Origin of the sequence: Mycobacterium colombiense (assembly GCF_003284975.1) — a bacterium.
Taxonomy (GTDB): domain Bacteria; phylum Actinomycetota; class Actinomycetes; order Mycobacteriales; family Mycobacteriaceae; genus Mycobacterium; species Mycobacterium europaeum_A.
In genome coordinates this window covers 102,847-119,891 of the sequence record NZ_QMEU01000007.1, presented here as the reverse complement: position 1 = coordinate 119,891, position 17,045 = coordinate 102,847, and the positions used below count along the sequence as shown (strand labels likewise).

At 67.8% G+C, this 17,045-nt stretch carries 19 protein-coding genes; 6 read left to right on the top strand and 13 right to left on the bottom strand.

Going from position 1 to position 17,045, the window contains the following annotated elements:
* Positions 1 to 205 precede the first annotated feature (205 nt).
* The 4 genes from DQP58_RS05050 to DQP58_RS05035 form a co-directional block, all read right to left on the bottom strand.
* Complete coding sequence (locus DQP58_RS05050) at positions 206 to 1,237, bottom strand: ATP-dependent 6-phosphofructokinase (RefSeq protein WP_112707391.1); 1,032 nt, start codon at positions 1,235 to 1,237, stop codon at positions 206 to 208.
* A gap of 55 nt (positions 1,238 to 1,292) precedes the next feature.
* Positions 1,293 to 2,780 carry an Asp-tRNA(Asn)/Glu-tRNA(Gln) amidotransferase subunit GatA gene (gene gatA / locus DQP58_RS05045; RefSeq protein WP_112707390.1) on the bottom strand — a complete coding sequence of 496 codons (1,488 nt, stop codon included), beginning with the start codon at positions 2,778 to 2,780 and terminating at the stop codon, positions 1,293 to 1,295.
* Complete coding sequence (gene gatC, locus DQP58_RS05040) at positions 2,777 to 3,076, bottom strand: Asp-tRNA(Asn)/Glu-tRNA(Gln) amidotransferase subunit GatC (protein ID WP_112707389.1); 300 nt, start codon at positions 3,074 to 3,076, stop codon at positions 2,777 to 2,779. Before gatC ends, gatA begins: the two co-directional genes overlap by 4 nt.
* A 117-nt stretch (positions 3,077 to 3,193) precedes the next feature.
* A complete protein-coding gene (locus DQP58_RS05035) occupies positions 3,194 to 4,438 on the bottom strand; it encodes a glycosyltransferase (RefSeq protein ID WP_112707388.1) in 1,245 nt (414 codons plus the stop codon).
* A 214-nt stretch (positions 4,439 to 4,652) separates the two neighbouring features.
* On the opposite strand from DQP58_RS05035, the gene DQP58_RS05030 reads away from it, so the two are divergent.
* Complete coding sequence (locus tag DQP58_RS05030; RefSeq protein ID WP_112707404.1) at positions 4,653 to 5,309, top strand: amino acid-binding protein; 657 nt, start codon at positions 4,653 to 4,655, stop codon at positions 5,307 to 5,309.
* Positions 5,310 to 5,535: 226 nt separating this feature from the next.
* Here the strand turns inward: DQP58_RS05030 and DQP58_RS05025 are convergent, their stop codons facing one another.
* Together DQP58_RS05025 and DQP58_RS05020 are read right to left on the bottom strand one after the other, a co-directional pair.
* Positions 5,536 to 6,789 carry an HNH endonuclease signature motif containing protein gene (locus DQP58_RS05025; protein ID WP_112707387.1) on the bottom strand — a complete coding sequence of 418 codons (1,254 nt, stop codon included), beginning with the start codon at positions 6,787 to 6,789 and terminating at the stop codon, positions 5,536 to 5,538.
* A 57-nt stretch (positions 6,790 to 6,846) separates the two neighbouring features.
* The gene (locus tag DQP58_RS05020) at positions 6,847 to 7,134 is read right to left on the bottom strand and encodes a CDGP domain-containing protein (protein WP_112707386.1); all 288 of its coding nucleotides are present in this window, start codon (positions 7,132 to 7,134) and stop codon (positions 6,847 to 6,849) included.
* 82 nt (positions 7,135 to 7,216) lie between these two features.
* On the opposite strand from DQP58_RS05020, the gene DQP58_RS05015 reads away from it, so the two are divergent.
* Positions 7,217 to 7,585, top strand: coding sequence for a hypothetical protein (locus tag DQP58_RS05015; protein WP_112707385.1), 369 nt, complete (start codon positions 7,217 to 7,219; stop codon positions 7,583 to 7,585).
* On the opposite strand, the gene DQP58_RS05010 is transcribed toward DQP58_RS05015, so the two are convergent.
* The 6 genes from DQP58_RS05010 to DQP58_RS04985 all read right to left on the bottom strand — a co-directional run bounded on the left by DQP58_RS05010 (position 7,582) and on the right by DQP58_RS04985 (position 12,980).
* Positions 7,582 to 8,841, bottom strand: coding sequence for a cytochrome P450 (locus DQP58_RS05010; RefSeq protein ID WP_112707384.1), 1,260 nt, complete (start codon positions 8,839 to 8,841; stop codon positions 7,582 to 7,584). The two genes, DQP58_RS05015 and DQP58_RS05010, sit on opposite strands and share 4 nt — an antisense overlap.
* A gap of 34 nt (positions 8,842 to 8,875) precedes the next feature.
* Positions 8,876 to 9,781 (bottom strand): haloalkane dehalogenase, encoded by a 906-nt coding sequence (locus DQP58_RS05005; RefSeq protein ID WP_112707383.1) that lies wholly within the window; start codon positions 9,779 to 9,781, stop codon positions 8,876 to 8,878.
* Position 9,782: 1 nt separating this feature from the next.
* Positions 9,783 to 10,268 carry an NUDIX domain-containing protein gene (locus DQP58_RS05000; protein WP_112707382.1) on the bottom strand — a complete coding sequence of 162 codons (486 nt, stop codon included), beginning with the start codon at positions 10,266 to 10,268 and terminating at the stop codon, positions 9,783 to 9,785.
* Positions 10,269 to 10,274: 6 nt separating this feature from the next.
* Positions 10,275 to 11,630, bottom strand: a complete 1,356-nt coding sequence (locus tag DQP58_RS04995) for a WS/DGAT/MGAT family O-acyltransferase (protein ID WP_112707381.1) — start codon at positions 11,628 to 11,630, stop codon at positions 10,275 to 10,277.
* A 61-nt stretch (positions 11,631 to 11,691) separates the two neighbouring features.
* Positions 11,692 to 12,075, bottom strand: coding sequence for a DUF1330 domain-containing protein (locus DQP58_RS04990; RefSeq protein ID WP_112707380.1), 384 nt, complete (start codon positions 12,073 to 12,075; stop codon positions 11,692 to 11,694).
* 47 nt (positions 12,076 to 12,122) lie between these two features.
* A complete protein-coding gene (locus tag DQP58_RS04985; protein WP_112707379.1) occupies positions 12,123 to 12,980 on the bottom strand; it encodes an SDR family oxidoreductase in 858 nt (285 codons plus the stop codon).
* A 116-nt stretch (positions 12,981 to 13,096) separates the two neighbouring features.
* Between DQP58_RS04985 and DQP58_RS04980 the strand changes: the two genes are divergently transcribed.
* From DQP58_RS04980 to DQP58_RS04965, 4 genes are read left to right on the top strand one after another with little or no spacing between them, the layout of a single operon-like run.
* On the top strand, positions 13,097 to 14,182 hold the full coding sequence (locus DQP58_RS04980) for an NAD(P)H-dependent amine dehydrogenase family protein (protein WP_112707378.1): 1,086 nt from the start codon (positions 13,097 to 13,099) through the stop codon (positions 14,180 to 14,182).
* Positions 14,179 to 14,685 (top strand): VOC family protein, encoded by a 507-nt coding sequence (locus tag DQP58_RS04975; RefSeq protein ID WP_112707377.1) that lies wholly within the window; start codon positions 14,179 to 14,181, stop codon positions 14,683 to 14,685. Before DQP58_RS04980 ends, DQP58_RS04975 begins: the two co-directional genes overlap by 4 nt.
* Complete coding sequence (locus tag DQP58_RS04970; RefSeq protein WP_112707376.1) at positions 14,682 to 15,455, top strand: SDR family NAD(P)-dependent oxidoreductase; 774 nt, start codon at positions 14,682 to 14,684, stop codon at positions 15,453 to 15,455. The genes DQP58_RS04975 and DQP58_RS04970 overlap by 4 nt, the downstream gene beginning before the upstream one ends.
* Positions 15,452 to 16,048, top strand: coding sequence for a TetR/AcrR family transcriptional regulator (locus DQP58_RS04965; protein WP_112707375.1), 597 nt, complete (start codon positions 15,452 to 15,454; stop codon positions 16,046 to 16,048). Before DQP58_RS04970 ends, DQP58_RS04965 begins: the two co-directional genes overlap by 4 nt.
* A gap of 5 nt (positions 16,049 to 16,053) precedes the next feature.
* On the opposite strand, the gene DQP58_RS04960 is transcribed toward DQP58_RS04965, so the two are convergent.
* Entirely contained in the window at positions 16,054 to 17,037 is a 984-nt protein-coding gene (locus DQP58_RS04960) for a D-2-hydroxyacid dehydrogenase family protein (RefSeq protein WP_112707403.1), read from the bottom strand.
* Between the last annotated feature and the right edge of the window lie 8 nt (positions 17,038 to 17,045).

Genomic DNA, 17,045 nt, shown 5'->3' with positions numbered 1-17,045 from the left:
GGCGGAACCGGTGGTCCCCCCGCTGCTGCGGATTGCTGAACGACTCCGCGAATCGCGCCGCGGTGGCTCATACACCCGGTATAACCCCTGAAGACCGTTCCGGAAACCACCAAATCGCGGCGATCGCGAACCACCCGGATCGTTAGCGGGGGAATTCAGGCCGCGGTTCACTCAGATACACCGGATGTTCGTCCTGTGGGCACGTCTATCCGAAGAACGCGGCGGCGTCGTCGTAGCGGCTATCGGGGACCAGCTTGAGCTGACGCACCGCGTCGGCCAACGGAACGCGGCCGATATCCTGCCCGCGCAGCGACACCATCTGGCCGTATTCCCCGGCGTGCGCGGCGTCGGCCGCATTCACCCCGAACCGGGTGGCCAACACCCGGTCGTAAGCCGTCGGGGTGCCGCCCCGCTGGACGTGACCGAGCACTGTCACCCGGACGTCCTTGTTGATCCGCTTCTCGACCTCGGCGCCGAGCTGGGCGGCCACGCCAGTGAACTTCTCGTGGCCGAATTCGTCAATCCCGCCTTCCCGCAACGCAATCGAACCGGGAATGGGCTTTGCTCCCTCGGCGACCACGCAGATGAAGTGCGAATCTCCGCGCTGGAAGCGCCTTTTCACCAGCCGGCAGACCTCTTCGACGTCGAAGGGCTGCTCGGGGATCAGGGTCATGTGTGCGCCCGAAGCCAGACCTGCGTTCAGCGCGATCCAGCCGGCGTGGCGGCCCATCACCTCGACCAGCATCACCCGCTGGTGCGATTCGGCGGTGCTGTGCAACCGGTCGATGGCGTCGGTGGCTACGGTCAGCGCGGTGTCGTGGCCGAAAGTCACGTCGGTGCAATCGATGTCGTTGTCGATGGTCTTGGGGACACCGACCACGGGCACGTTCTCCTCCGAGAGCCAGTGCGCGGCGGTCAGCGTGCCCTCCCCGCCGATGGGGATCAGGACGTCGATTCCGTTGTCGTCCAGGGTCTGCTTGATCTGGTTCAGTCCCGCCCGAAGTTTGTCGGGGTGCACGCGCGCGGTGCCCAGCATGGTTCCGCCCTTGGCCAGCAGACGGTCGTTGCGATCGTCGTTCTGCAGCTGGATGCGGCGATTCTCCAGCAATCCGCGCCAGCCGTCCTGGAATCCGACCACCGACGAGCCGTACCGGGCGTCGCAGGTTCGCACCACCGCCCGGATGACCGCGTTGAGCCCGGGGCAGTCGCCGCCTCCGGTGAGCACTCCGATCCGCATGGTTTCATCTTGCCTGGGACTGCGGCGTTATGGCGCGATTAGCCGCGACGGCTCACTAGACGGTGGGCGCCGAGGGCAACGGCCCGCGGGCCGCCTCGTAGGCGGCGCCGACCCGGTAGAGCCGGTCGTCGGCCAGCGCCGGCGCCATGATCTGCAGCCCGACGGGCAGGTCGTCGTCCGGCGACAGACCGGCCGGCACCGACATGCCGCAGTGCCCCGCCAGATTCAGCGGCAGCGTGCACAGGTCGAACAGATACATCGCCAGCGGGTCGTCGACCTTCTCCCCCAACCGGAACGCAGTGGTCGGGGTCGCGGGTGACACCACCACGTCCACCGAGCGATAGGCCTCGTCCAGGTCGCGGGCGATCAGCGTGCGCACCTTCTGCGCCTGGTTGTAATACGCGTCGTAGTAGCCGGCCGACAGAGCGTACGTGCCGATCATGATGCGCCGCTTGACCTCCGGCCCGAAACCGGCGGCCCGCGTCAACGCCATCACCTCCTCGGCGCTGTGGCTGCCGTCGTCGCCGACCCGCAGCCCGTAGCGCATCGCGTCGAAGCGGGCCAGGTTGCTCGACACCTCCGACGGCAGGATCAGGTAGTAGGCGGCCAGCGCGTACTCGAAGTGCGGGCAGTCGACCTCGCTCACGTCGGCGCCCAGGGCGGTCAGCTGCTCGACGGCGGCCTCGAACGCGCTGAGCACCCCGGGCTGATAACCCTCGCCGCGTAACTGTTTGACCACTCCGACGCGCACGCCCTGGAGATCACCGGTCGCGCCGGCCCGAGCGGCGCCCACGACGTCGGGCACCGGCGCGTCCACCGACGTGGAGTCGCGGGGGTCATGGCCGGCGATCACCTGATGCAGCAGCGCGGTGTCGAGCACCGTGCGTGCGCACGGGCCGCCCTGATCCAGCGACGACGCGCACGCCACCAGACCGTAGCGCGACACCGTGCCGTAGGTCGGCTTGACTCCCACCGTTGCGGTGAGCGCGGCGGGCTGCCGGATGGAGCCGCCGGTGTCGGATCCGATCGCCAGCGGGGCCTGGAACGCGGCCAACGCCGCCGCGCTGCCGCCGCCGGAGCCACCGGGCACCCGGTCGACGTCCCATGGGTTGCGGGTGGGACCGTAGGCGGAGTTCTCGGTCGAGCTGCCCATGGCGAACTCGTCCATGTTGGTCTTGCCCAGGATCGGGATGCCCGCGGCGCGCAGCCGCGAGGTGAGAGTGGCGTCGTAGGGGGAACGCCAGCCCTCGAGGATCTTGGACCCACAGGTGGTGGGCATGTCGACGGTGGTGAAGACGTCCTTGAGCGCCAACGGGACCCCGGCCAGCGGGGACGGCAGCCGCGCCCCGGCGGCCACCGCCTCGTCGACGACGGCCGCCGCCGCCAGCGCCTCGTCGGCCGCCACGTGCAGGAAGGCGTGGTAACGGTCGTCGGTCGCGGCGATCTGGTCCAGGCACGCCTGGGTGACCTCGACCGAGGACACCTCTTTGGCGGCGATCCGGGCGGCCAGGGTGGCGGCGTCGGACCGGACGATCTCGTTCACTCGGCGTCCCCCAGGATCTGCGGGACGCCGAAGCGGCCGTCGACGGCTTCGGGCGCCTCGGCCAGCGCCTCGGCCTGCGTGAGGCAGGGTGCCGGCTGGTCGGGGCGGGTGACGTTGACGTCCTTGAGCGGGTTGTCGGTCGCCTCGACGCCGGTGACGTCCACCGCCTGAACCTGGCTGACGTGGGTCAAGATGGCGTCGAGCTGGCCGGCGAAGCTGTCGAGCTCGCCGTCGGTCAGCGCCAGCCGGGACAGCCGGGCCAGGTGCGCTACCTCGTCGCGGGAGATCTGGGACACGATCCGAAAGCCTATCGGGGTCGGGCCCGCGAAAGTGAAGCTGGCCGCCCGCTCGACGCCCGGGGTGCGGCAGGCCGCACGCTCGCCGGTGACGGCCCGGTCATCGAGCCGCCGCGCTCACGCAGGCACCCTGTCGAGCAAGCTGTTGTAGATGGCGATGATCTTCTGGGTCTGCAGCGACTGCCGGCCGGCGTCGCGGTGCTCGGTGACCACCCGAGTCATCCGGCGCAGCGTATCGCGATCCTCGGCGAGGCCCTGGATCGCCGCCGCCAGCGCGTCGGGCGACGGGTCGGCGGCCAGGACGCCGCCGCCGTCGGGCACCGTCTCCCCGAGCGCGGGATCGCAGTATATGACGGGCAGCGACATCGCGACCGCCTCCAGCAGGACGAGTCCTTGGGTGTCGAAGTCGTAGGACGTGAACAGCAGGGCGTCACCCGACTTCATCGCTACCAGGCAGTCCTCGCGGTCGACCCGGCCGTGCAGGCGCACCCGGTGCGAGAGGCCGGCGGCGTCGATCCTTTTGCGCATCGACGGCTCGAGGTGGCCTTCGCCGTAGACGTCGAGCGTGCAGCCGTCGACCCGCGCGACGGCTTCGAGCGCGGCGAGGGCCCGCTTCTCCGACGACAGGCGCCCACACCAGATCAGCCGCAGCGGCGCACCGTCGGACGGCGCGGCCACGTCGACTTTCCGGGCCCGGTCGATGACGTCGTCATCGACGCCGTTAGAGATCGCCGAGATCGGCCTGCTGACGCCGCGGCCGGCCAACGTCTGCGCGAAGTGACGCGTCGGCGTGATCTCGTGGTCGACGGCCTGCGCGTGGGCCACCATCAGACGCCAGGCCAGCCGCGAAGCCGCGGTCTCCTTCGCCGGGGTCAGGGTGAAGTCCGGCGAGATGTGCCGCTTTTGCATCTGCGCGAACAGCAGCGCCAGCGGCAGCGGCGTGGCGGTGGCTTGCTCGAAGTACACGTCGAAGCGCGTGTGCTTCGTCTGCACCACCGGGACGCCGTGCCGGCGCGCGGCCGCCACGCCCGCGATCGCGACGCCGAGGTCGCCCTGCGTGTGCACGATGTCGATGGGCGCCCGGGAGCGAAACGCCGCGTCGATGATCGCGCGATTGGTTCTCGACGGCCACACGAAGACGAAGTCGTCGTGGCGACCCAGTTGTCGCATCAGTGGGGCGATCAACGGCACGGGCTTGAGTTCGACCACGCCGGGGTCGCGATCGACCGAGTGGGCCATCGGCGCGGTGAAGACGGTGACCTGATGCCCGCACTGCTCCAGCGCGCGGCGCTGAGTGGCCACCGATACCTGGGTCCCGCCGAGACTGTCGGGGTGGAGGTCGGTGAAGAGGGCGACATGCATCAAGGGACTCCAGAAGTTAGGTCGGTGGGCGCTCATCGGCGCTGGTCGACGGCGTACGGCCCGACGCGTTCGCTGATCGCGCGGAGAGGTCAAGTAGCCGCAGCCGCCATCCTACTGAGCGCCGCGCCACCGGGCGGTCGGTCGCCGGTGAGCGCGGGTCGCGAGGGGTTGCGCGGAAATGCCACGCGCGCCGCACTGTGCAACAGTGTTGGCCGTGCCTTCCTATCTGTTGCGCATCGAGCTCGTCGACCGGCCAGGCAGCCTGGGGTCGCTGGCCGTGGCGCTCGGTTCGGTGGGCGCCGACATCCTGTCGCTTGACGTGGTGGAGCGCAGCTCGGGCTACGCGACCGACGACCTGGTGATCGAACTGCCGCCGGGCGCCATGCCCGACCGGCTGATCACGGCCGCCGAGTCCCTGTCCGGCGTCCGAGTGGACAGCGTGCGCCCGCACACCGGGCTGCTGGAGGCGCACCGCGAGCTGGAGCTGCTCGATCACGTCGCCGCGGCCGCCGGCACGGCCGCACGACTGCAGGTTCTCGCCAACGAGGCGCCGAAGGTGCTGCGCGTCAGTTGGTGCACGGTGTTGCGCAGCGTGGACGGCGAGCTGCAGCGCCTGGCCGGCAGTCCCGGTGCTCCGGAGACCAAGGCGGACTCGGCGCCCTGGCTGCCGATCGAGCGGGCCGTCACGCTGGACAGCAGCGCCGAGTGGGTGCCCGAAGCGTGGCGCGACATGGACATGACGATGGTCGCGGCCCCGCTGGGCGACCCGCACACCGCGGTGGTGCTCGGCCGTCCCGGCCCCGAATTCCGGCCCTCCGAGGTCGCCCGGCTGGGCTATCTCGCCGGCATCGTGGCGACCATGCTGCGCTGATCGCTGCGGCAGTTCCATCGGATCCTGTTCTAGCAAGAGCATTCGACGCTTCAGAATCAGCACAGGAGCGATCGAAAAGCGTTGCAGTGCAGCATATCCAGGGCAGAGCCGACTACGTCTTGTGGTTGGCGCAGACCTTTCCGCGCTGGGCACCTTGAAAAGCACTATGCCCCAATGGTTTAGCACATCGGAGCCTTGCCGGTGGTGACCCGTCGCGCTAACCGGGCTAGTTGGTTGGTGGTGGTGGTTGGGGTTGGGGTTGGAAGGGGGTGTACCACCACCAGTCGGCGCGCTCGCCGATCGGTCCCGGGCAGGGCGGGACTGCGGGTGGGGGTTTTGTGGGTGGGCGTGCCAGTGATCCCGGGCTCAATGGGCGGCCGGTGGTGTCGGTGACGGTGAGTGCGTGTGCGGGTCCGGTGATGGTGAGGACACCACGATGGTGTGACCGGTGATGGTAGGGGCACAGCAGCACCAGGTTGGCCAACTCGGTGGTCCCGCCGTGTTCCCAGTGCCGCAGGTGATGGGCGTGCAGGCCGCGGGTGGCGCCGCAGCCGGGCACCACACAGGTGCGGTCGCGATGCTCGAGCGCGCGGCGTAGCCGCCGGTTGATCAGCCGGGTGGCCCGCCCGGCGCCGATGACCTCGCCGTGGCGTTCGAACCAGACTTCACCGGTGGCATCACAGCTCAAATATTGGCGGTCGGCATCGGAGAGCAGCGGACCCCGATGCAGCGCCGCGGCGGGCTGCTCGACGTCGAGGTGCACCACCACGGTGGTGTGCTGCCCGTGCGGGCGCCGCGCCACCTCGACATCCCACCCAGCCTCCACCAGACGCATAAACGCCTCGACCGTGCCCGGCACCGGCGGCCGCTGATCACCCGCGCCGGTGTCGTGATCGTGTTTCCATTCGGCGATCAGTGCGTCACGATGCGAGGCCACCGCGGCGTCGAACTTCGCCGCCTCGGGGTGTGGCAGGGTGATCCGATAACAGCTGCCCGCCTCGGTGGTGGTCGTGGTGAACGAACGCTCCAGCTCCTCGGGCCGGGGCTCGGGTGCGGGGCGCGGCTCCAGCCTGACCGCGGTGCGCAGCTGGTTGACCGTCGCGACCGCGGCCAACTGCGCGTAGTGCTCATCGGACCCTGTACCGGCCCGGGCGGCGATCACCCCGACCTGATCGGCCGACAGCCGACCCTGCCGCATGCCGCCGGCGCAGCGCGGGAACTCGGCCAGCCGGTGTGCGATGGTGGCGATCGTGCGCGCGTTGGCCGGCGAGCAGCCCGTCTTCCAGGCCACCAACGCCGGCACCGACCGCGCCCCGGTGATACCGCACAGCTCGTCGCGATCGATCTCGGCGACGATCTCCACGATGCGCCCATCAATCGCATTGCGCTGACCGGTCAACTCCGCCAACTCCTCGAACAACACCTCAAGACGATCCTTGGGGCGCACTTCGACGCTGACTGCAGTCGCGGGCGGGGACATGACGCCATCATCGCAACCGGGTACGACAAAAACGGCCGACCAAACCGCATTCCCGGTTCAGTCGATGTGCATCGGTGGATCGGCGAAGGTGAAATCCGACGGCTGCTGGCCGGGACCCATGAGGCCGCAGTGGTTGTCGGGCACGAGGTACGAGCTGGCGCCATTGGGAACCAGACGGGTGACCGCGACACAACGTTGCCAGGTGCCGTCGGGCTGCACGGGGCCGTCGCACTTGCTGAGAACGGGTCCCCCGTACTGGCAGCCGGCGCCGGCGGGCGGCGCCGAGGCAATCAGCCCTGCGGCCGTCAGCAGGGCGGCCGTTCCGCCAATGATGCTGCGCTTCATGGTTGCCTCCCGTCACGACGTTACCGCTTTGATAACCGGTTATGGCCGTTTAAGCCCCGACTACAGCGGGCACGCGCCCACCATGTCAGTCACAGCCTTTCAAGATCTGCCGTTGGCCGATCGCGACCGCAAGTGGGACGGCGACGCAGCCGAGAAGCGGGTGCGTAAGTGGGCCGATGCCCAGGACGCTCCGAACCAGAAGTACCGCAACGCCCATGTCTGGTACGACGGCGACAAAAAGGACAACTTCACCGCCTACAAGCTGCTGATCGCCGACGTCATCGACGGCGACCTCAAAGCCGTGCCGCGCGGCGTGATGGCGGCCGGCGCCATCATGGACGGCGCGCGGGGCGGTATCGACGTGCCCACGGCCGATGTCGATCGGATCAAGAGCCACTTGGCGAAGTACTACAAGAAGATGGACGAAAGCCCGCCGTGGGAGCGGGATTAGACCGCCACCATCAGCTGCGACAGCCCGCGCAACGTGACGTTGGTCTTGTACTGCGGCTCACCGTCCAACCGGGCGTTCGGGAAACGCGCCGTCACCGCCGACAGGGCCACACCGGCTTCCAGCCGGGCCAGCGGCGCGCCCAGGCAGTAATGTGCCCCACGACCGAAGCCTAAGTGCCGCATGGCCTTTCGATCCGGGTCGAAGAAGTCGGGACGGTCGTATTCGGCGGGGTCGCGCTGGGCGGCGGCGGTCAGCAGCATCATGATGTCGCCGGCTGGCACCTCGATGTCCCCAATCGTCATGTCATCGGCCGCAGTTCGGGCGATCATCTGCACCGGCGGGTCGTAGCGCAGCGTCTCCTCGATGACCGCCGGGGCGCGGTTGGCGTCGGCGCCGAGGGCGATCCATTGCGGCGGTTGGCGCAGCATCGCCAGAACGGCGTTGCCGATCAGGTTCACGGTGGTCTCGTGGCCGGCGACCAGCAACAGGACGCAGGTGGACACGATCTCCTCCTCGGTCAGCTGGTCGCCCGACTCTTCCACGGCGATCAGACCCGACATCAGGTCGTCGCCGGGACGCGAGCGTCGCCGGTCGATCAGGCCGTGCAGGTAGGCGCGCAACCACATTCCGGCGTCCATCCGCTCCTTGAGGTTGTCCGACGGCGTTCCGGTGAAGGCGACGAACGGGTCCAGCGATTGGGCCAGCAGCGCGGACACCCGGCTGAACTGCGGTTCGTCCTCGAGCGGTACGCCGAGCAATCGGCAGATGACGGCCACCGGCAGCGGGTAGGCGAGGTCCTCGACAACCTCGAACCGCCCCTTTTCGGCGATCCGGTCCAGTAAGCCGTCTATCAGCGTGCTGATGTCGGGTTGCAGCGCGCTGACCACCTTCGGCGCGAAGGCCTTGCTGACCAGTTTGCGCAGCCGCGTGTGGTCCGGCGGGTCCAGGAACAAGAACCCCGGCGGGGTCTGCGGCGGCGCCTCGGCACCCGCCTCGAGCAGCTGCTGGGTCTGCGCCTCGATCTGTGCACGGGCGGCGGTCGACTTGAGCCGGTCGTTGCTCGATGACGGGTGGCGCAACGCGTCGTCGCAGTCGCGGTAGGTCGCGAACACCGCGAGGTTGCCCTCCGGGAAGGCGAACGCTCCCCGTTCGCGAAACTGCGCGAACAGCGGGTAGGGATCGGCCCGGACCGCCGGGTCCAGCAGCCGTACCAACAATTCGTCGGGTCTGGTTGCCTCGGTAGGCGGGGTCGTCATCCTGACATTGTGCCCGGCACCGGGCAACGCCCGTTTAGCGGCGCAAGAACTCCACAATGTGGCCGGCGAGTTCCTCTCCGGCGTCCTCCTGCAAGAAATGCCCGGCGCCCCGGATCACCGGGTGATCGAATCCCTGCGCGCCGCGCATCTCTCGCTGAAAGATCGCGGCCATCGGCCCGGTGATCGGGTCGCTGTCGCTGAACGCGACCAGCATGGGTGTCGCGCTCGCCGAAAGCGTGGCCCACGCGGACTTGTTAGCCGCCGCGGCGGGATCGTCCGGTGAGGTGGGCACGAGGCCGGGCATGGCGCGCGGCCCCGCGCAGTAGTCATCGGTGGGGAACGGCGCGTCATAGCCGGCCCGCTCCCGCTCGCTCAGCCGCGTGCGACAACCGCCCGCGACGAAGGCGCCGACATCCAGCGTCGGAGCCGAAGTGATGGCTTCGCGGAAGCGCCACCAAACATCGGCCATGAGCTGCTCGCCGTTGGGCAGCCCGGTGTTGGCGACGACCACCCGAGCGAAACGCTCCGGATGCTCTGCGGCGAGCCGCAATCCGATCAGCCCGCCCCAGTCCTGACCCACCAGGGTGACGTTGCGAAGGTCGAGCACATCGAAGGCCGTCGCCCGCATCCACTCGACATGGCGCGCGTAGCTGTGGTCTTCGCGGCGGATCGGCTTGTCCGAGCGGCCGAAGCCCACCAGGTCGGGGCAGATCACGCGATGGCCGGCGGCGGCCAGAATCGGAATCATCTTGCGGTACAGGTACGACCACGACGGTTCACCGTGCAGCATGAGAATCGGATCGGCGTTATCCGGGCCGTCCTGAACCCAGGCCACGCGCAGTGTGCCGCCTTCGTCGTCGGGCACCTCGCAATACCTTGGTACGTAAGGGAAGTCGGGCAGCCCGTCGAACCGGTCGTCGGGGGTTCGCAGCGTTTGCATGTCAGGTCCCTTCGGAAAGCCCGGCCACGCCCGGGTCGGCCATCAGCCGGTCGAGAAAGCCGTGCTGACCCTTCAAGAGTTTGGTCCGCGCGGTTGCCATCGCGAACCATCCCACGCGGTCGACCTCGGGGAACTCGCGCAGCTTGCCCGATCCTTTCGGCCATTCCAGTTCTAAAGTGTTGCTGCGCGCATCGGTGATGTCGAGGTCGCTGCCGACGGCGAAGGCGGTCACCACCTTGCCGCCGGACTGTTTCAGCTGACCGAGGTCGATGCGCGGTCCGGATGGCACCGGCAGACCCAGCTCCTCGGTGAATTCGCGCTGCGCGGCCACCCAGGGCTCCTCCCCGTCGGTGTACTCCCCTTTCGGGATCGACCATGCGCCGTCGTCCTTGCGGGCCCAAAACGGTCCGCCCGGATGCGCGAGCAAGACCTCGACGGCGCCGTCGCGGATCCGAAACAACAGCACACCGGCACTCAGCTTGGCCATCGAATTTTATGCTCCCGCAGCGCGTTCCAGGTCCTTCAGGGAGGACTCCAGATGCGCGAGCAGGCGTTGCAGGTGCGGCACACTGCGCCGGCATCCCACCAGGCCGAAGTCCAGATTCCCGGCGTTGTTGGCCAGCGTGATGTTCAGCGCTTGGCCGTCCAGCGCAATGGAGAGCGGGTAGTTGCCGTCGAGCCGGGCGCCCCCGTAGTAGATCGGCTGCGTCGGTCCCGGCACATTCGAAATGATGATGTTGAAAGGGGGTGACGTCGACGTCACCCAGCCCGGAACCGCCGCCAACGCCAGCGCCGACGTATTGACGGCGGACAGCGCCAGCGCCTGAAACCGGGGCAACTGCGAGAACACCTTCTTGTTGCTGCGCATCGATTCGCTGATGGTCAGCAGACGTTGCGCCGGGTCGTCGGTGTCGGTGGCGAGGTTGCACAGAATGGCCCCGACCAAATTGCCACCGGCGTCGGCCTCGTCCTCGGTGCGCAGGCTAACCGGCACCATCGCGATCAGCGGCGTGTCCGGTAGCGCGTCGTGCTCGAGCAGGTAGTAACGCAGGGCACCCGAGCACATCGCCAGCACGACGTCGTTCACCGTGACCCCCGCGGCCTTCTTCACGGCTTTGATGCGGTCCAGCGACCAGGACTGCGCGGCGCAGCGGCGAGCGCCGCCGATCTTGACGTTCAACATGGTCTTCGGCGCCCCGAAGGGCAACGTCAGCTGCTGCTCGAGCAGCGCCGCACGCGCCAGACCGAGCGTCGAGGGGGCCAGTGCCGCAAGGGATCCCGCGGTGCGGGCCAGTGAGCGCAATGGAGACGACGGGGCGGGTTTGCGCTTGGGCTTGCGCAGCCCCCACGGGGCGCGGATGTCGAGGTCGTCGGGGTCGGTCGAAAGCGCGCGTTGCATCAGCTTCTGCGCGGATACACCGTCGATCAACGCGTGGTGGACCTTGGTGTAGATAGCGAACCGGCCGTCCTTCAGACCTTCGATGATGTGCGTCTCCCACAACGGGCGGTGCCGGTCCAGCAGGCTGCTATGCCACCGCGACGTGAGCTCGAGCAATTCGCGGACGCGTTTCGGCGACGGCAGCGCCGAACGCCGGAGGTGGTAGTCGATGTCGACGTCGTCGTCGTAGGACCAACCCAGGTTGGCGATGCCGCCGATAAAGCTCGCGGGATGTTTGCGAAACGTGGGCTGGAAATCCCGCTGCGCAGCCAGGCTCTTGTAGAGGTCGGCAACGAAGCCGCGGCCGGCGCCCGGCGGGGGCTCGAACAACTGCAAGCCTCCGACGTGCATGGGATGTTCGCGAGATTCTCCCAGCAGGAAGATCGCGTCGGTGGGCTTTATCAGTTCCATCCACCCATTAGACCCATTTCGGCCTGATCCGGAAAGGCATAGCGCGATCGGACGCGTGAGATCACTCGGAGACCATCGACCATGTCGAGGTCGCGATCAGGTCCCCGCGCTCCAGGCCGGCGGCGCGATGCTCGTGCACCTTCGCATACTCCTGGGTCGTCACCATGTCGATGAAGGCCCGCGGGGTCGGATATTCGACGATGAGAATCGCGTCCCACCAAGGGTGTTCGCCATCGCCGATGACCACCGACGGTGCTGCCCCGGCGTAACGCAGGGTGGCGCCCACCCGCTCGAGATGGGGAACCACTTTCTGGCCGTATTGCAGGTAGCTCTGCAGCCCGCCCTCGGGTTTGAACTTCAACAGGTTGACCATCACCACCGGCGCATCGCTCGGTCGCGCGGCGAGCGCGGCGAACTGCTCGGACGTGGGCTCCAGACCGCTCATGTGAATCTCCTTGCGCTGGTTTTGTTCTGGCCGACTGTCGAATGCGGTCAGAGCAGGTCGGTGATCGTCTTCAGTCCCGCCTCGTAGAGCACACCGGGGAGCATGCCACCGTCGCATTCAATGGTGGTGCCATTGACGAAGTCGGCCTGACCGCTGGCCAGGAAAACGCAGACCCGTCCGACCTCCGCGGGCTCGCCGGCCCGGCGCAACGGGACGGCGGCGAAATACATTGCGCCATCGGGGTCCTCCTTGGGCAGCACGAACGACCGGAAGTTCTCGGTCATCGTGGGCCCCAGGGCGATGCAATTGACCCGCACCGTGGGTCCCCACTCTTCGGCCAGCGACCGGGTGAGGTGATTGAGGCCGCTTTTGGCCGCCCCGTAGGAGACCAACGTTGGCGATCCGGCCGGATGGCCGGCGCCGCTGGAGATGTTGACGATGCAGCCCACCCCGTCCTGGTTCTGCATCTGCCGATAGGCGCGGATCGCGAACCACAGCGGGCTGATGAGGTTCATCTGCACGGCGAACCCGTGAAACAGCGCGGTGCGCGCGTAGTCGTCGTCGGCGGCGGGCGCCCCCTGAATGCGTTGCACCAGTTCGGGAATGCTCTCGGCGTGGGGCGCCGGAACGGTGCCGCCAGCATTGTTGACCAGAATGTCGACCCGGCCGTGGGTGGCCACGACATCCGCGACGAACGCGTCGATGGAGCTGTAGTCGCCCTGGTCGCACACCTTTTGCGAGGCCCGGTGCGCCCAGTCCGGTTCGATACCGGGGATCGCGTCCAGCGGTGAGCGCGAGCAGCCGATCACGGTCGCGCCGGCGCGCAGTAGTTCATGCGCGATGCCTACGCCCACCCCGCGGCTGGTGCCGGTGACGATCGCGATTTTGCCCTCGAGGACGCTCATCACAGACCCTCTCCCCAATGCGGTCGATAGTTGACAGTCACTGTCAGTGAGTCATAGCCTGCCATTTCATTCGTCGGTGTGCAAAGGCCGCGCACCGTCCGCCCGGGAGGTCAGTGATGAGTAGCCCGTCCAAGCTTCGTGTCATCCAGTGGGCCACCGGGGGCGTCGGCAAGGCGGCGATCGCGTGCGTCATCAATCACCCTCGGCTCGAGTTGGTGGGGTGCTGGGTGCACAGCGCGGACAAGGACGGCGTCGACGTCGGCACGATCATCGGGACCGGTGAACTCGGCGTCACCGCCACCACGAGCATCGACGAGATACTGGCGCTGGACGCCGACTGCGTGATGTACAGCCCGCTGATACCCAATGACGACGAAGTGATCGCGATCCTGCGCTCGGGCAAGAACGTGGTCACACCCGTCGGGTGGGTCTATCCCGATCCGGCCAACAAGCGTCACCGGGCCGTCGCCGAGGCCGCGTCGGAAAGCGGTGTGACGCTGCATGGTTCGGGCATCCACCCGGGCGGCATCACCGAGCGGTTCCCGCTCATGGTGTCCTCGCTGTCGTCGGCGGTGACCCACGTGCGGGCCGAGGAGTTCTCCGACATCCGCACCTACAACGCACCGGACGTGGTGCGCCACATCATGGGATTCGGCGGCACCCCCGAGGAAGCCACCCAGGGGCCGATGGCCGGCCTGCTCGAAGCGGGCTTCAAACAATCCGTGCGAATGATCGCTGATCACATGGGATTTCGCATCGATCCCAACATCCGGACGATCCAGGACGTCGCCGTGGCGACCGCCGACATCGACTATGACCCTTTCCCTATCACGACGGGCACCGTGGCCGCGCGCCGGTTCCGCTGGCAGGCGCTCGTCGACGGCGAACCGGTCATCACCGCGGCTGTCAACTGGCTGATGGGCGAGGAAAATCTGGAACCGGCCTGGAATTTCGGCGGACGGGGCGAACGTTTCGAGGTCGAGATCACCGGCGATCCCGACGTGAACCTCACCTTCAAGGGTCTGCAACCGGAGACGATCGCCGAAGGACTGGTGAAGAATCCGGGCGTCGTGGTCACCGCCAATCACTGCATCAACGCCATTCCCGACGTCTGCGCGGCCGGGCCGGGCATCAAGACCTACCTCGACCTGCCGCTGTTCGCCGGGCGCCCCGCCCCTGCACTCGCCGCGGAAAAGCCATGACCGACAAGAGCGTCCTCGGCGACGTCTCGTTCTGTCATCTCGTCGTCGGCGTCACCGACATGGACCGCGCGCTGGCGTTCTACCGCGACGTGCTCGGCATGGAGGTCGTCTTCGAAACCCTCATTTCCGGCGAGCCTTTCGACGCGGTACTGCACGCGACCCGTAAGCAGGAAGGCCGGGTGGTCGGCGGGCTGCTGGGCGGACTGATGATCGAGCTGCTGTCGATCGGCGCAAATCCGCCCGACCACAAGCCCGCGCGCCGGGGCATCACCGGCATCCACAATGTTTCGCTATCGGTGACCGATCTCGACGACACCCACCGCCGCGTCCTCAATGCCGGGTACACCCCCGACCAAGCCCCGTTCGAGATCGGCGGTGTGCGAATGTTTTTCGTCAAGGACCCGGACGGCACGCCGGTGGAGTTCATCGAACTCCCCGACGGCGCGCGCAGTACCTACGAAATGCATCGTGGTGTGCAGCTGCGGATGGGACCGGTCCGATGAGCTACAGCCACCCCGATTCCATGCGCGGACACGTCGCGATCGTCACCGGCGCCGCCCAGGGCGTCGGTAAGGGCGTCGCGACCGCGCTGCTGGAACGCGGGGCGAAGGTGCTGCTGGTCGACATCCAGGAAGAGGTTCTGGACAGGACCTGCGCCGAGCTCGAGGCGATCGGACCGGCCGAACAACTCGTCGCGAACCTGCGCGACCCGCAGAGCGCGGCGCGGATCGCGGCCGCCGCGGTCGACGCCTTCGGCACGGTGCACGGCCTGGTCAACAACGCCATCGCGACCAACGAACCCAAGGCGTTCGTCGACATCACCACCGAAGACCTGGCCCTCGGCTACGACGTGGGCCCCCGCGCGACCTTCCTGCTGATGCAGGCGGTATACCCCCTGATGGTCCAAGCCGGCGGCGGGTCGATCGTGAACCTCGGTTCGGGCACGGGCACCGGCGGTGAGCCGAAGTGGGGCGGCTATGCCGCGGCCAAGGAAGGCATCCGCGGGTTGTCGAAGGTGGCGGCCCTGGAATGGGGTCGCGACAACATCCGCGTCAACGTGATCTGTCCCTTCGCCGAATCCGACGGGGTCAAGTTCTGGAAGTCGTTCGCGCCCAAGGAGTACGCCAAGGCCGTGGGGCGGGTGCCGATGAAACGCATCGGCGATGTCCGCACCGACGTGGGTGCGCTGGTGGCGTTCCTACTCGGCAATGACGCCACGTTCATCACCGGGCAGACCATTCACGTCGACGGCGGGATCGGCTGCTTCCGATGAACGGCGAGTCGCTCCGCGACCGGCAGCGCGCACAGATCCGGGCCGATATCCGGCGCGCGGCGTTCCGCCTGTTCGTCGAGCGCGGGTACGACGCGGTGACCACCGAGGAAATCGCCACGGCCGCCGGGGTTTCCCCGCGCACGTTCTTCCGGCATGTGCCGGCGAAGGAGGAGCTGCTCCTGGCACCGGTGCGGTACGGCGGGGCCGCAATCGTCAATCTCCTCGAGGGCCGGCCCGCCGGCGAGTCACCCGATGTCGCGCTGATCAATGCCATCGTCACGCGGACCCGCTCGTTCAAGCAGACCGATACCGAAGAATGGCGCGAAGCCCTGCTGGTGGTCCCCGACCTGCTCGACAAGGTCACGGTGCACCGGCCCGCCGACAAGGAGCGGGCCACCAAACTCATCGCCGAGCGGATGGGCGTCGATCCGGACACCGATTTGCGCCCCGGCCTGTTGGTCCAACTCGCCTTCGCGGCAGCCGATTTCGCATTCCAGCAATGGGTGCGACGGTCCGGGAAGCCGCGGCCACTGGATAGTTACGTCGCCGATGCCCTGGAGGCGGTCAAAAGTCCGCATTGGAAACGCGGGTAGACGGCTCAGCGCCGCGCTTCAGGATCGGCGATCCGGATCGGCGTGCCGTCCAGCCAGGCCACCACCGATTCCACGGTGTCGGAGTAGAAGGCGCCCAGCATCTCGCGAGTGACGTAGCCCAGGTGCGGAGACAGGGTCACGTTCGAAAGCCGCCGCAACCGGTGGTCTTTCGACAGCGGCTCGGCGTCGTAGACGTCCAGGCCGGCCCCAGCGATGCGCCCCGCTTCCAACGCGTCGATCAGCGCGGGCTCGTCCACGATCGCGCCCCTGGAGGTGTTGATCAGGTATGCGTGTGGCTTCATCAGCGCCAGCTCTGCCTCGCCGATCAGACCTCGGGTGCGCTCCGAGAGCACGAGATGAATGGAAACCACGTCCGAGGATTCGAACAGCGCCGCCTTTTCGACCCTGCGCGCACCCAAGCTCGCGGCGGTCTCCTCGGTGAGATTTTGGCTCCAGGCAAGGACTTCCATGCCGAACGCCGCGGCGTAGTGGGCCATCTGAGCGCCGACCCGGCCCAGGCCGAGCAGTCCGAGGGTTTTGCCGGACAAGGTGACTCCCGCGCTGCGCTGCCAGCCGCCGGCACGCATGTTGCGATGCTCTTCGGCGAGATTGCGCACCGTGGTGATCATCAGACCCCAGGCGAGTTCCGGTGTGGCGTCACGCATCGACCTGAACCGGGGATGCGCGAAGTCCGAATGCGCCACCGCGATCCCGTGCTCGCCGGCCGCGGCCATGTCCAGGTTCGGCAGGCTCCTGCCGACGATGGTGATCAGTTTGAGGTTCGGCAGCCGCTCGATCAGGGTCCGGGGAAACGCCATCCGCTCCCGCAGGGTGCACACCACATCAAAGGGTCGTAGCACCTCGGCCGCTTCGTCCTCGTCGAGGTGGCGGTCGAAAACGGTGACGTCGGCCAGCTTTTGCACCGGTGACCAGTCGGCAACGCTTAAGGCGACGCCGGCGTAGTCATCGAGAATCGCTACCTTGGGCACGTGGTCTC